The sequence below is a fragment of the Nocardia sp. NPDC101769 genome, assembly GCF_044766925.1.
Taxonomy (GTDB): Bacteria; Actinomycetota; Actinomycetes; order Mycobacteriales; family Mycobacteriaceae; genus Nocardia.
In genome coordinates, this window is the sequence record NZ_JBIWMX010000002.1 from 597898 (window position 1) to 614157 (window position 16260).

A 16260-nucleotide genomic window follows, 5' to 3' on the forward strand; every position below is an offset into this window, starting at 1 on the left:
TGGAACCATCATGACCAAGCCCGAGGACAACACTCAGAAGCTCGCCCAGGCGCTGCGCGTATCGCTCAAGGAGACCGAGCGCCTGCGCGCCCGCAACCGCAAGCTCGACGCCGCCCTGCGCGAACCGATCGCGATCGTGGGTATGGCCTGCCGTTATCCGGGCGGCGTCGGTTCTCCCGAGGACCTGTGGAGGCTGGTCATCGAGGAGCGCGACGCCACCTCGGAGTTCCCCACCAACCGAGGCTGGGATATCGAGCGCCTCTACGATCCGACGGGGGAGACGCCGAACACCAGCGCCACCCGGGAGGGCGCATTCCTGCATTCCGCAGGCGAATTCGATGCGGCGTTCTTCAATATCAGCCCCAACGAGGCCATGATCAACGACCCGCAGCAGTTCCTGCTGCTGGAGACGACGTGGGAGGCGTTCGAGCGGGCCGGTGTCGACCCCGGCACGCTCAAGGGCAGCAAGACCGGGGTGTGGGTCGGCATGATGTATCACGACTACCCGGGCAATGCGATTACGGGATCCTTTGCCTCCGGGCGGGTTTCGTACGTGTTCGGTCTGGAGGGGCCGTCGGTCACGGTGGACACGGCGTGCTCGTCGTCGCTGGTGGCCATGCACTCGGCGGCCGCGTCGCTGCGGTCGGGCGAATGCGATCTGGCCCTGGCCGGCGGTGTCGCCGTGATGGCCGGGCCGGACACCCTGATCGAGTTCACCCGGCAGCGCGGACTGTCGCCCGACGGCCGCTGCAAGTCCTTCGCCGACGCGGCCGACGGGGTGGGCTGGTCCGAGGGCGTCGGCGTGCTGGTGCTGGAGCGGCTGTCCGACGCGCAGCGCAACGGTCATCAGGTGCTGGCGGTGATCACCGGTTCGGCGGTCAATCAGGACGGCGCGTCCAATGGTTTGACCGCGCCGAACGGTCCCTCGCAGCGGCGGGTCATCCGCCAGGCGCTCACCAATGCGGGGATCACCGCGGCCGATGTGGACGTGGTCGAGGGCCATGGCACCGGAACGACTTTGGGCGATCCGATCGAGGCGCAGGCGATTCTGGCGACCTACGGTCAGGATCGTGCCGAGGACAGGCCGCTGTGGCTGGGGTCGCTGAAGTCCAATATCGGTCACTCCCAGGCCGCGGCGGGCGTGGGTGGCGTGATCAAGATGGTCATGGCCATGCGCCACGGCATGCTGCCCAAGACGCTGCACGTGGATCGGCCGTCGACGAAGGTGGATTGGTCCGACGGTCAGGTGCGACTGCTGACCGAGGCGGTGCCGTGGCCGGAGGTGGATCGTTCGCGGCGCGCGGGCGTGTCCTCGTTCGGCATCAGCGGCACCAACGCGCACGTCATCGTCGAACAGGCCCCGGTGAGCGAGCCGGTGCCGGAACCGGATTCGGGGCCGGTGACCAAGACCGTCCCGGCCGGTGGACTGCTGCCGTGGGTGGTGTCGGCGCGCGCCGCCGGGGCCCTCACCGATCAGGCCGCGCGCCTGGCAGCGCGGGTGGGCGACCAGGATCCGATCGATGTCGGCTTCTCGCTGGCGTCCACGCGTGCGGTTCTCGAGCATCGCGCCGTCGTCGTGGCCGAGGGGCGCGATGGTCTGCTGGCAGGGGTGCGGGCGCTGGGGCGCGCCGACACCGCCGCAGGCGTGGTGTCCGGTCGTGTGGTGCCCGGCTCGACGGGTGTGGTGTTCTCGGGTCAGGGTGCGCAGTGGGCCGGGATGGCCGTCGAGTTGCGTGCGGCCTATCCGGTGTTCGCCGAGCATTTCGACGCGATCGTGGCGGAGCTGAATCCACAACTGGGGCAGCCGGTTTCGCTGAGCACGGCCTTGACGAGCGCGGATCTGGTCGATCGGACGGTATTCGCGCAGGCGGGTCTGTTCGCGTTCGAGGTGGCCTTGTTCCGGCTGCTCGAATCCTGGGGCGTGCGCGCCGATGTCGTCGCCGGTCATTCGATCGGTGAGATCGCGGCAGCCCATGTGGCGGGTGTGCTGTCGCTGGCGGATGCGTGTGTGCTGGTGGCGGCGCGCGGCCGGTTGATGCAGGCGCTGCCCGCCGGTGGCGCGATGGTCGCCGTGGGAGCCGCCGAAGCGGCGGTGCTGCCGCTGCTGAGCGACGGGGTGTCGATCGCGGCGGTGAACAGTCCCTCGTCGGTGGTACTTTCCGGTGTCGAAGAAGCCGTCACCGCCGTGATCGAGGCATGCGTCGAACATGGTTGGCGCACACACCGTTTGCGCGTCTCGCATGCGTTCCACTCGTCCTTGATGGAACCGATGCTGGCCGAATTCGGCACGGCTATCGCGGGATTGACCTTCGGCCGCCCGAATGTGCCATTGGTGTCGACAGTGACCGGCGCCGCGATCGGCGAGGAGATGTCGGACCCCGCGTACTGGGTCGGTCAGGTGCGCGACACCGTGCGGTTCGCCGATGCGGTCGCCGCGATGGTGGATTCGGGTGTCGCGAGGTTCGCGGAGGTCGGGCCCGACGCGGTGCTGACCCCGATGATCGCCCAGACCGTCGACGACGGCACCGCGGCCGTGATGGCGCTGGCGCGCCGAGACCATGCCGATCCGTCCACGGTGCTGGGTGGCGTGGCCGGGTTGTTCGTGGCCGGTGCCGCGGTGGACTGGGCCGGTCTCTATGCCGGTTCCGGTGCCCGGCGAATCGACCTGCCCACCTATGCCTTCCAACACGAGCGCTTCTGGCTCGACCCCAAGCAGGCGCTGGCGCTCTCGTTCTTCGGCGCGGAACTGGGCGGAACCGGTGCTACCGGGCTGGACCTCGTGGATCATCCGCTGCTGGGTGCCGTAGTGCCGCACCCGGATTCGGGCGGCGTCAGCTTCACCGGCCGGTGGTCGCTGGACTCGGTCGAATGGCTGGCCGATCACAGCGTGCTCGGCACCGTGCTGCTGCCGGGTACCGGGTTCGTCGAGCTGGCCGCCTACATCGGTGGACTGCTGGGCTGCGATGTGGTGGACGAGCTGGTGCTACAGGCCCCGTTGACCGTTCCGGCCGAGGGCAGTGTCTCGGTGCAGGTTGTGGTGGCCGCCGCCGACGAGGCCGGTCGCCGGCGACTGAGCGTCCATTCCCGGCAGTCGGCCGAGAGCCCCTGGGTCGTGCACGCCGAAGGCGTTCTCGCGCCGGGTGAGACGACGGCCGATTTCGACCTCATCGCGTGGCCACCGGCCGGCGCGCAACCGCTGGACGTCACCGGCGCCTATGACGAGCTGCTGGATGCCGGGTACGGCTACGGCCCGCACTTCCAGGGCCTGCAGGCGGCATGGCTGCGCGGTGACGAGTTGTTCGCCGAGGTCGCGCTGCCGGATCCCAAGGACGCCAACGGGTTCGGGATTCACCCCGCCCTGTTCGACTCGGCGCTGCACGCGGCGATCGTGCACGGTGTGCGCGGCGGCCTCGAGGGATTCCCGGCCCTGCCGTTCTCCTGGAATCACGTGGTGGTGCACGCCGCCGAGGCCGCCGCGGTGCGAGTCCGGATCGTGGTGCAGGGCGATCGGTTCGCCGTACAGCTGGCCGACGAACAGGGTTACCCGGTGTTGTCGGTGGGTGCCCTGGTCTCTCGGCCGGTGTCGGCCGAGCGTCTTCGCGGTGATCGGGTGTCGGAGGCGCTCTTCGACGTGGAATGGGTTGCGGCTCAGTCACTGTCGGCAGGGACGGTCGAGCCGGACCGGGTGGTGTTCCTCGCCGATCTGGAGGCCGATCCCGACGCTGCCGTCCCCGATTTCGTCCTGTTCGAATGCCCCCGCCACGAGGGCGCGCCGCCGGAAGCGATACGGCGGGTCGCCGCCGACGTCCTCGGCACCGTGCACCGCTGGCTGGCCGATCCGCGTTTCGCCGGTTCCCGGCTGGTCGTGCTGACCGGAAACGCGGTGGCCGTCGCCGATTCGGAGCAGGTGGATCTGGGACAGGTGCCCGTGTGGGGGTTGGTGCGTGCCGCGCAGGCCGAACACCCGGGCCGATTCCAGCTGCTCGACCTGGATCGCGGCGAACCCGACCCCCTGGCGATCGCGGCGGCGGCCGCCACGATGGAACCCGAAGCCGCGCTGCGGAATTCGGGCCTGCTGGTGCCGCGTCTGCACCGTCGCGCACCCGGCACCCTCGTGCCCCTGACCGAACCCGGCACCGTGCTGGTGACCGGTGGCACCGGCGGTCTCGGTGCGGTCATCGCCCGGCATCTGGTGACCGAACACGGTGTGCGCCATCTGCTTCTGACCTCCCGCCGCGGACCGGATGCCCCCGGCGCCGCCGAACTGAGCGCGGAACTGGCCGAGCTCGGCGCACAGGTGACCATCGCGGCCTGCGATGTCTCCGACCGGGAGTCGCTCGCGGCACTGCTGGACACCGTCCCCGCCGAGCATCCGCTGGTCGGCGTGGTGCACGCGGCCGGAACCGCGGACAACGGCCTGATCGAGTCGATCACGCCCGAGCGCGTCGACTACGTTTTCGGCCCCAAGGCCGATGCGGCGTGGCATCTGCACGAACTGACCCGCGACAACCCGCTGTCGCTGTTCGTCATGCTCGCTTCGGCCGGTGGGCTGGTGCTGGCCACGGGCCAGGCCAATTACGCCGCGGCGAACGTCTTCCTGGACGGCCTGGCCGCGCACCGCCGCAGCCTGGGACTGCCGACGACCTCGATCGACTACGGTCTGTGGGCGCGTGCGACCGGACTCGGTTTCGAGTTGCCCGAGGAAGCCTTCGAAAGGATGCGCAGGCAGGGCTTCCCGGCGCTGTCCGAGTCCGAGGGCCTGGCGCTGTTCGACGCGGCGATCGCCACCGATGCCGCGCAGCTGGTGGCGCTGCGGATCGACCGCGCGGTGCTGCGCACCCGGGGCGAGCAGCTCCCGGCCCTGGTCCGCGCGCTCGTGCCGAACCCGGTGCGCCGCAACCGATCCGCGGCGGGCCAGGCGTTCGCGCAGCGGCTGGCGGGCCTGTCGGACGCCGAGCGCAAGAGCGCGCTGCTCGAAGTGGTCCGCTCGGCGGCCGCCGAGGTGCTCGGGCACGGATCCGTCGACGCCGTGGAACCCCGGCAGGCGTTCCAGCAGCTCGGATTCGACTCGCTGAGCGCCGTCGAGTTCCGCAACCGGCTCAATGCCGCGACGGGCCTGCAACTTCCGGCCACACTCGTCTTCGATCAGCCCAACCCGCAGGCCGTCGCCGAGTTCATCGAGGCCGAACTCACCGGCACCATCCAGGATGTCGCGGTCACCGCCCGCCGGGTCGCCGGGGATGATCCGATCGCGGTGGTGGCCATGAGCTGCCGCTATCCCGGCGGCGTCGCCTCGCCGGAAGATCTGTGGCGGCTGGTCGTCTCGGGCGGCGACAGCACCGGGGAGATGCCGGTCGATCGTGGCTGGGATACCGAGGGCATCTACGATCCCGAGCCGGGCAAGCTCGGTAAGACCTACACCCGTCAGGGCTCGTTCCTTTACGACGCAGCCGATTTCGACGCGGACTTCTTCGGCATCAGCCCGATCGAGGCCACCGTGATCGATCCGCAGCAGCGGTTGCTGCTGGAGGTGTCGTGGGAGGCGCTGGAGCGCGCCGGCCTCGATCCGGCGGTGCTGCGCGGCAGTTCGACCGGTGTGTTCACCGGTGTCATGTACCACGATTACGCGCAGGGCACCGGGACCGGCAACAGCGTCGCGGGCAGCCTGGTGCCCGGTCGCATCGCCTACACCCTGGGGTTGGAGGGCCCGGCCGTGGCGGTGGATACGGCGTGCTCGTCCTCGCTGGTGGCCATGCATCTGGCCACGCAGTCGCTGCGGTCGGGCGAATGCGATCTGGCCCTGGCGGGTGGTGTGGCGGTGATGTCCAGCCCGGACATGTTCCTCGAGTTCGGTCGGCAGCGCGGGCTCGCGCCCGACGGCCGGTGCAAGTCGTTCGCCGAGGCCGCCGACGGCGTCGGATGGTCCGAGGGTGCGGGAATGCTGGTGTTGGAACGGCTTTCCGACGCTCGCCGCAACGGGCACGAGGTGCTGGCCGTGATCGCCGGGTCGGCGGTGAATCAGGACGGCGCGTCCAATGGTTTCACCGCGCCCAACGGTCCCTCGCAGCGGCGGGTCATCCGGCAGGCGCTCGCCAATGCCGGGGTGTCCCCGGCCGAGGTCGATGTCGTGGAGGCCCACGGCACCGGCACCAGCCTGGGCGACCCGATCGAGGCCCAGGCACTGCTCGCCACCTACGGTCGGGACCGGGATGCGGACAGTCCGCTGTGGCTGGGGTCGTTGAAGTCGAATATCGGTCACGCCCAGGCCGCCGCGGGTGTGGGCGGTGTCATCAAGATGGTGATGGCCATGCGGCACGGGGTCCTGCCCCGCACGCTGCACGTCGATCAGCCCAGCACCAAAGTGGATTGGACCGAGGGCAACATCCGGCTGCTGACCGAAGAAGTGGCGTGGCCGGAGGCCGATCGGCCGCGTCGCGCCGGTGTGTCCTCATTCGGTCTCAGCGGCACCAATGCCCACCTCATTGTCGAACAGGCTCCGGCCTCGCCCGCTCCCGTGGCGGTGGACAGGACCGTTCCGGCCGGCGGTGTGCTGCCGTGGGTGGTCTCGGGACGGACCGGCGAGGCGCTCGCCGATCAGGCGCGGCGGCTGGCATCCCATGTGGGCGAGCACGATCCGATCGATATCGGCTTGTCGCTGGTGACGTCGCGGGTGCTGTTCGAGCACCGGGCCGTGGTGTTGTCGGCCGAGCGGGATGGTCTGCGGACCGGTATCCAAGCGATTGGCCGTGGCGAATCCGCGGCGGGCGTGGTGTCCGGTCGGGTGGTTTCCGGCTCGACGGGCATGGTGTTCTCAGGTCAGGGTGCGCAGTGGACCGGGATGGCGAGTGAGCTGCGTGCGGCGTATCCGGTGTTCGCCGAGCATTTCGACGCGATCGTGGCGGAGCTGGACCCGGCGCTGGGACAGTCGGTTTCGCTGAGTGAGGCGCTGCTGTCCGAGGAGTTGGTCGATCGGACGGTGTTCGCGCAGGCGGGGTTGTTCGCGTTCGAAGTGGCGCTGTTCCGGCTGCTCGAATCCTGGGGTCTGCGGCCCGATGTCGTCGCCGGTCATTCGATCGGTGAGGTTGCGGCGGCGCATGTGGCAGGGGTGTTCTCGCTGGCCGATGCGTGTGTGCTGGTGGCGGCGCGTGGCCGTCTGATGCAGGCGCTTCCCACGGGTGGCGCGATGGTCGCGGTCGGTGCCTCGGAGGCCGACGTGTTGCCGTTGTCGACCGGCGGTGTGTCGATCGCGGCGGTCAACGGTCCGTCGTCGGTGGTGCTCTCCGGCGTCGAGGCCGATGTCCTCGCCGTCGTCGAGGCGTGCGCCGAACACGGCTGGCGCACACACCGTTTGCGCGTCTCGCATGCGTTCCACTCGGCCTTGATGGAACCGATGCTGGCCGAATTCGCTTCGGCGATAGAGGGTGTGGCGTTCTCGAGCCCGGGTGTGCCGCTGGTGTCCACGGTCACCGGTGCACGGGTCTCCGAGGAAATGTCGGTTCCGTCGTACTGGGTCGCTCAGGTGCGCGACGCCGTGCGGTTCGCCGATGCGGTGACCGCGATGGCGGGACTGGGGGTTTCGAGATTCGTCGAGGTCGGGCCGGATGCCGCGCTGACCCCGATGGTCACCCAGACGCTCGAGGCCGGGCAGGCGGCCGCGCCGGCGGTTCCGACCGTGGTCGCCACGGCGCGCGGTGGCCAAGCGAATCCCCCGGCCCTGCTGGCGGCGGTGGCCGCGGTGTTCGTGACCGGCGCTCACGTCGACTGGGCCGCCCTGTACGCCGGTACCGGCGCGCAGCGAATCGACCTGCCCACCTATGCTTTCCAGCATCGTCGCTTCTGGATGCACGCAGGGTCCTTCGGCAATGCGGACGCCCAGTCGCTGGGCCTGATCGCCACCGGGCATCCGCTGGTGTCGGCGGTGGTGTCGCAGCCGGATTCGGATGTGATCGCCGTCAGCGGCCGGCTGTCGGTGCGGACGCATCCCTGGCTGGCCGATCACCGCGTCATGGACACGGTGCTGCTGCCGGGGACCGGTCTGGTCGAGCTGGCCCTGAATGCCGGTGAGCGAGTGGGCTGTTCGAGCCTGGACGAGCTGGTGTTGCGCGCACCGCTGGTGCTGCCGGAGTCGGCGGGGGTGGCGGTGCGGGTCCTCGTCGGCGGCGACGACGGTTCGGGTCGGCGCGGTGTCCGGATCTTCTCCCGCCTCGACGACGACCCGGACGCGTCGTGGACATTGCACGCCGAGGGAGTGCTCGCGCCGGAAACCGTCGGCGCGACAGCGGATCTGACCCATTGGCCGCCCACCGGTGCCACCGAGGTCGACATCGACGGGGTCTACGACTCCCTCGACGAGCAGGGCTACCACTACGGCCCGATGTTCCAAGGCCTGCGGTCGGTGTGGCGCGGAACCGACGGGATCTACGCCGAGGTCGAACTGCCCGAGCTGGCGCGCGTCGAGGCCCAGCGGTTCGGCGTGCATCCGGCGCTGCTGGATGCGGCATTGCACGCCTTGCGTTTCGCCGACGACGGCGCGGCGCAGGGCAGCGGCCCCGTGTTGCCGTTCGAGTGGTCCGGTGTCACGGTGCACGCGGCGGGCGCGGACGCGGTGCGGGTCCGGCTCACCCGCGTCGGCGCGCACGGCGTGGCCCTGGAGCTCGCGGACTCGACCGGCGCCCCGGTGGCGACGATCCGGAATCTTGCCTCCCGGCCGATCGATCCCGCGCAGCTCACCGCGGGCACACCCATCGCGCGCACTGCGATGTTCGATGTCGGCTGGGCCCCGATCTCGGTGGCGGACAAGGACATCGCCGCAGTTGCCTGGACCGATCTCGATGGTGAGAGCGAGCAGGTCCCGCCGGTCGTGGTGCTGGACTGCCCGGCGGGTAACGATCCCGCCGCCCTGCGCGCGGCGACTCACGAAGTGCTGCAATCGCTTCAGACCTGGATGACCGATCGGCGCTTCGCGGAGTCGGTGCTGGTCGTCCGGACCAGCGGTGCAGTTTCGGTTGCGGGGGAGGACATTACGAACCTCGCCGGTGCCGCAGTATGCGGACTGGTTCGCTCGGCCCAGGCGGAGGCCCCCGGCCGGATCGTGCTGGTCGACACCGACTCCGACGATGCCGACTTCGGTGGGCTGCTGGGCGGAATCCTGGCCGCCGACGAACCACAGGTGGCGGTGCGTGGCGGGCAGGTGCACCGGGCCCGACTCGGCCGGGTCGTGGACGGGGCCGCTGCGGTGACCGACTCCCTCGGTCCGGAGGACACCGTGCTGATCACCGGTGCCAGTGGCTACCTCGGCGGGTTGTTCGCGCGGCACCTGGTCGACGCCCACGGCGTGCGTCGGCTCCTGCTGCTGAGCCGCAGCGGCGAATCCGCTTCCGGCACAACCGATTTACGTGCGGAGTTGGAGAATCTCGGGGCCGAGGTCGAATTCGTCGCGTGTGACGTCGCTGATCGTGGCGCGCTCGCCGAGGTGCTGGCCCGCGTGCCCGCCGATCATCCGCTGACCGGGGTGTTCCACCTGGCCGGTGTCCTCGATGACGGTGCGATCGCCTCGCTGACCCCGGAGCGGCTGGACGCGGTGTTCGCGCCCAAGGTCGATGCCGCCCTGCACCTGCACGAGCTGACGGCCGAGCTGCCTCTGAAGGCGTTCGTGCTGTTCAGTTCGGTGGCCGGGTCGTTCGGCGGGCCCGGTCAGGGCAACTACGCCGCGGCCAACGCCTGTTTGGACGCATTGGCGGTGCACCGCAGGGCCTCCGGGCGCAGCGGCATCTCGCTCGCCTGGGGTCTGTGGAGCTCGGACGGAGGTATGGCGGCCGAACTCGGCGACGTCGACCGGCACCGCATGTCCCGCTCGGGTCTGCTGCCGTTGTCGGAGGAGCAGGGTCTCGCGCTGTTCGACGCCGCGCTCGGGCTCGACACGGCCGCCGTCGTCCTCGCCCGCGTGGACCTCGACGCCCTGCGCAACGCGGGATTCGCCGCGCCCGCACTGTTTTCCGCACTGGTCCCGCAGCGCCGCAAGGCCGCCTCGGGTGCGGCCGCGGCCCTGCGCGCCCGGTTGACGGGCACGCCCGAGGCCGAGCGGCTCGGTGTGCTCGTGGAGATCGTGCGCGGCCAGGTCGCCGCGATCCTCGGTCACGAGAACGCCAATGCTGTTGCGGCGGACAGGGCGTTCAACGAGCTGGGCTTCGATTCGATCACCGCGATCGAGTTCCGCAACGGCCTCAAGGCCGTCACGGGACTGCCCCTGCCCGCGACCCTGGTGTTCGACTACCCGACGCCGCAGGACCTGGCGAAGTATCTGGCCGGGGAACTCACCGGAAGCGGGCGCGAGGCCGAGGTCGTGGCGAGCCGGGCCGTCGACGGCGACCCGATCGCCGTGGTCGGCATGGCCTGCCGCTATCCGGGCGGGGTCACCTCCCCCGAGGAATTGTGGGAACTGGTCCGGGTCGGCGGGGACGCGGTGACGACGCTTCCGATCGACCGCGGCTGGGATGTCAATGGCCTCTACGATCCCGAACCCGGCCGCCCGGGCAAGGCGTACACCCGCGAAGGCGGATTCCTGCACACCGCGGCCGAATTCGATCCGGACTTCTTCGGGATCAGCCCCAATGAAGCCACCATGATGGATCCGCAGCAGCGGCAGCTCCTCGAAACCACATGGGAGGCGCTCGAACGCGCGGGCGTGGACCCGGCCGTGCTGCGCGGCAGCTCGACCGGCGTGTTCGCCGGTGTCATGTACCACGACTACGCGCAGGGATCCGGCAGCAACGCTGCGGGCAGCCTGGTGTCGGGGCGGGTCGCGTACACGCTGGGGTTGGAAGGCCCTGCGGTGTCCGTGGATACGGCGTGCTCGTCGTCGCTGGTGGCCATGCATCTGGCCGCGCAGTCGCTGCGGTCGGGGGAGTGCGATCTGGCCCTGGCCGGCGGCGTCACCGTCATGGCGACGCCGGAGACTCTCGTGGAGTTCAGCCGTCAGCGTGGGCTGTCGCCGGATGGTCGGTGTAAATCCTTCTCCGACACCGCCGATGGCGTGGCGTGGGCCGAAGGCGTCGGCATGCTGGTGCTCGAACGGCTCTCCGATGCCCGGCGCAACGGGCACGAAGTGCTCGCGGTCATCGCCGGGTCGGCGGTCAATCAGGACGGTGCGTCCAATGGCTTGACCGCTCCCAACGGCCCGTCGCAGCGACGGGTCATCCGCCAAGCCCTGGCGAATGCCGGGGTGTCGCCGGTCGAGGTGGATGCGGTCGAAGCCCACGGCACCGGAACGACTTTGGGCGACCCGATCGAGGCGCAGGCGCTGCTGGCCACCTACGGTCAGGACCGTGCCGAGGATCGTCCGCTGTGGCTGGGGTCGCTGAAGTCGAACATCGGTCACTCCCAGGCAGCCGCCGGTGTGGGCGGTGTGATCAAGATGGTGATGGCCATGCGCCACGGCATGCTGCCCAAGACGCTGCACGTGGATCAGCCGTCGACGAAGGTGGATTGGTCCGAGGGTCATGTGCGGCTGCTGACCGAAGCGATGGCGTGGCCGGAAGCCGATCGTCCGCGTCGGGCCGGTGTGTCCTCGTTCGGCATCAGCGGCACCAACGCCCACATCATCATCGAACAAGCTCCGGCGGCCGACCCGGCTCCGGTGTCGGCGGTGAAGTCCGTTCCGGCCGGTGGGATTGCGCCGTGGGTGATTTCGGCGCGCAGTGCCGATGCTCTGGCCGGGCAGGCCGCTCGACTGGCATCGCATGTGGGCGAACAGAATCCGGTCGATATCGGTTTCTCACTGGCGTCCACCCGTGCCGTGTTCGACCATCGTGCTGTCGTCCTCGCTGCCGACCGTGACGGCCTGCTGGCCGGCACGCGGGCGGTGGCTGCGGGTGAGGCGGGACCGGCTGTGGTGTCCGGCCGGGTGGTGTCGGGCTCGACGGGCGTGGTGTTCTCCGGTCAGGGCGCGCAGTGGGCGGGCATGGCCGCCGAGCTGCGTACCGCGTATCCGGTGTTCGCCGAGCACTTCGATGCCCTCGTCGCCGAGCTGGATCCGCTGCTGGCGCAGCCGGTTTCGCTGAGCGTCGCACTGTCCTCCGAGGATGTGGTCGACCGGACGGTGTTCGCGCAGGCGGGGTTGTTCGCGTTCGAGGTGGCGCTGTTCCGGCTGCTCGAATCGTGGGGCTTCCGCGCCGATGTCGTCGCCGGTCACTCGATCGGCGAAGTCGCGGCCGCCCATGCGGCCGGGGTGCTGTCCGTGGCGGATGCCTGTGCGCTGGTGGCCGCGCGTGGTCGTCTGATGCAGGCTCTGCCCGCGGGCGGAGCGATGGTCGCAGTCGGCGCGTCCGAGGCCGGCGTGCTGCCGTTGTTGACCGGCGGTGTGTCGATCGCGGCGGTCAACGGCCCGTCGTCGGTGGTTCTCTCCGGTGACGAGGACGCGGTCCTGGCCATCGTCGACGCGTGCGCCGAGCGCGGTTGGCGTACTCATCGGCTGCGGGTCTCCCACGCGTTCCATTCGGCGGCCATGGAACCGATGCTGGACGAATTCGCCTCGGCCATTGGTGGATTGGAATTCGGCCGCCCCCGTATCGCATTGGTGTCGACGGTGACCGGCGCACGGGTCGAGCACGAGATGTCGGATCCGGCGTACTGGGTCGGTCAGGTTCGGGGCACGGTGCGATTCGCGGATGCGGTTGCCGCGATGGCGAGTTCGGGCGTGTCCCGGTTCGCCGAGGTCGGCCCCGATGCCGCACTGGCCCCGATGATCGCCCAAACCCTCGACACCGCAACCACCGTCGCTCTCGCCAGGAGGAACAGCGCGGACCCCGCGACCATGCTGACGGGCCTCGCCCGCCTCTACGTCGCCGGGGCCACGGTGAACTGGACCGGCTACTACGCCGGGACCGGAGCCGCTAAGGTCGATCTGCCGACCTACAGTTTCCAGCACCGCCACTTCTGGGCCACGGGTTCACTGCACACCGGCGAGGCGCACACGCTCGGCCTGGGGTCCAGCGAGCATCCCATGCTGGGAGCGCTGGTGCCGCAGCCGGAGAGCGGCGGCATCCGATTCACCGGCCGCCTGTCCACGGCCACCCATCCGTGGCTGGCCGATCACGACGTGCTCGGCACGGTGCTGCTGCCCGGCACCGGATTCGTCGAACTGGCCGTGCACGCCGGAGAACAGGTCGACTGCCCGGAACTCGAGGAACTCACCCTGCTGGCGCCGCTCGTGGTGCAGGGGCAGGGCGGAGTGCAGATCCAGGTGATCGTCGGCGACGACGAGAACGGTCGCCGACGGCTCGACATCTACTCGGGCAAGGACGCCGACGATCCGTCGGCCCCGTGGACCCACCATGCCCGAGGCGCGGTGAGCCCGGGTACGGACGGCACCGAGCCGGACGGCTGGGACGGCTTCGTCCAGTGGCCGCCGGTCGATGCCGCGGCGATTCCGTTGGACGGCGTATACGACGAGCTCGCCGATCTCGGGTACCACTACGGGCCCGCATTCCAGGGACTGGCGGCCCTGTGGCGTCGCGGTGCCGATCTGTTCGCGGAAGTCGCACTGCCCGAACAGACTTCGGCCCAGGGCTACGGCGTGCATCCAGCACTGCTGGACGCGTCGATGCATGCGCTGGCCATCGGGCTGCGGCAGGAGGCGCGCGAATCCACCGAAAGCCCGACCCTCGTTCCGTTCGCCTGGTCGTCGGTGCGCATGCATGCCGTCGGCGCTCGGCGGGTGCGCGTGCGGCTGACCGTGTCGAGTCCCGGGGAAATCACCGTGACCATGGCCGATTCCGCCGGCACGCCGGTGCTTTCGGTTCGGTCGCTCGCGGTGCGCCCGCTGTCGCCGGAATTGCTCGCGGCCGCGACCGCGTCGGCGCCCGACGCGCTGTACGAGCTCACCTGGCGGACCGGTCCGCAACTGCGATCGGCGGAAGGGGCCACCTGGGCAGAATGGGGCGGCACGGCAGCGGCTTCGGTGTTGCTCTTCCGGCCCTCGCCGGAAGGCATCGAGATGCCGGACCGGCTGCGCGCGGCCCTGCACGGGACGCTCGCCGTCGTCCAGCAGTTCCTCGCCGAAGAGCGGTACACGGCAAGCACTTTGGCCGTGATCACCGATTCGTCCTCCGATCCGGCTCTCGGCGCGGTGTGGGGTCTGGTGCGCGCGGCGCAGGCAGAGAACCCGGGGCGGATCGTGCTCATCGAGGCCGATACGGAGACGACTCCGGATCGGCTTGTCGCCGCGGCACTCTCGGGTGAGCCGGAGCTGGCGGTTCGCGCGGACGGGACGCGGGTGCCGAGGCTGGTTCGCGCCGCGTCGGCGACCGACGCGGAGCGGCTCGAGCCGTGGGATCCGGAACGGACGGTGCTGATCACCGGTGGCACCGGCGGAATCGGCAGCTACCTGGCCAAGCATCTGGTGCGCGAGCACGGCGTGCGGCACCTGCTGCTGGTCGGTCGCCGCGGTCCGGACGCCGCCGCGGAACTGCGCGCGGAACTCGAGGCGCTCGGTGCCCGGGTCGACGTCGCCGCCTGCGATGTCACCGACCGGGACGCGGTGGCGGACCTGCTCGCCTCGATACCCGCGGAGCATCCACTGGGTGCCGTCGTCCACGTGGCGGGCACCGCCATCAACGGACTTGTCGACACCTTGACGCCGGAGCAGATCGACCACTCCCTCGGCGCCAAGGCCGATGCCGCGTGGCACCTGCACGAGCTCACCCGTGACGCCGGACTGTCGGCCTTCGTCATGACCTCCTCGGTGGCGGGTTCGATACTGCCCGCCGGACAGGGCGGTTACGCGGCGGCCAACGTGTTCCTCGATGCGCTGGCCACCCGGCGCCATGCCGAGGGCCTGCCGGCCACCTCGCTCGCCTACGGGCTGTGGGATATCGGGACCGGGCTCTCGCAGTTCCTCTCCGAGGCCGACCGGCAGCGCATGCGACGGCAAGGTCTGCCGCCGCTGGCCGCGGACAAGGCGCTGGCCTTGTTCGACGCGGCGGTGTCCACCTCGCGTCCGGTGCAGGTGCCGGTCGAAATCGACTTGGCCACACTGCGTTCCCGCGACGCGGTGCCCGCGCTGCTCGGGGACCTGGCCAAGCGGGGAGGGCGTCGGCAGAGCGTCGGCGGCCAGGACAGCGCCGCCCTGCGCAGGCATCTGGCACAGCTGCCGGAGTCCGAGCAGGAACAGTGGCTCCGGACGCACATCCTCGAGCTCGCCGCCAGGCTGCTGGGGCACGAGAGCATCGAATCCCTCGATCCCGAAAGGGATTTCCTCGAATCGGGATTCGACTCGCTGGCCGCCATGGAGCTGCGGACCACACTCAACGCCTCGACCGGCCTGACCCTGCCCACCGCCGCGATCTTCGATCACAAGACACCGGCGGCACTGGCTCGATACCTGCTCCAGGAGCTCGCCACCGACTCCCGAAAGGAGACCGGCGGCGCGGACGACTCGCTGTACGGGATGTTCCGCGGCGCGATCGAAACCGGCCGGGTAGATAAGGGTTTCGCCTTGCTGACGATGGCGGCCGAACTGCGCGAACAGTTCGACTCGGCACAGGATCTGGATCGGCTACCGGTGCCGACGCGACTCGCGACGGGCTCCACCCTGCCCCGGATCATCTGCCTCACACCGCCATTGGCGACCGGCGGCGCGCACCAGTACGCACGCATCGCATCACACCTGCGTACCGAGCGTGACGTGCTGGCCATCTCGCCGATCGGCTGCCGAATGGGAGAGGAGTTGCCCGCGACATCTCGGGCAGCACTGGAAGCCCTGGCGCGCAACGTCATCGAGGCAGCCCAGGGAGACCCGTTCATCCTGCTCGGCTACTCCTCGGGCGGCCTGCTCACCTACCTCCTCACCGAGCACATGGAGGCGGCCGGCGGCCCCGTCCCCGACGGGCTCGTCATGCTGGACACCTACCAGGTGCAAGACGAGTTCGGCCAATGGCTGCTACGCGCGATGGCCGAACACATGGTGTCCAACGAGGCGACCTTCGGCCGATTCGACAGCGCCCGCCTGTCCGGCATGGGCTGGTACGTGAACATGCTCCACGAGATGTCGCCCGGCTCCGTCGTCACCCCGACACTGTTCGTGCAGTGCGCCCAGCCCTTCCCGGGCAGCTCGGACCGCGGCGACTGGCGGGCCGAGCCCTGGGACGCAACGCAGTCCGTCGTCTCGGTCCAAGCCGACCACTTCACGATCCTGGAGGACGGCTCGGCCGAGGCGGCGGCAGCGATCGAGGGCTGGCTCGAGAGCTGACCCGGCGACCGGGT

At 70.1% G+C, this 16260-nt stretch carries 1 protein-coding gene; it reads left to right on the forward strand.

Going from position 1 to position 16260, the window contains the following annotated elements; genetic code table 11:
• The first annotated feature begins 10 nt into the window (after nucleotides 1-10).
• Nucleotides 11-16246 carry an SDR family NAD(P)-dependent oxidoreductase gene (locus ACIRRA_RS05700; protein WP_402763530.1) on the forward strand — a complete coding sequence of 5412 codons (16236 nt, stop codon included), beginning with the start codon at nucleotides 11-13 and terminating at the stop codon, nucleotides 16244-16246.
• Nucleotides 16247-16260 lie beyond the last annotated feature (14 nt).

Coding starts and splice junctions, on each gene's coding strand:
- ACIRRA_RS05700 (WP_402763530.1), top strand. CDS start 11: ATGACCAAGCCCGAGGACAACACTCAGAAGCTCGCCCAGGCGCTGCGC.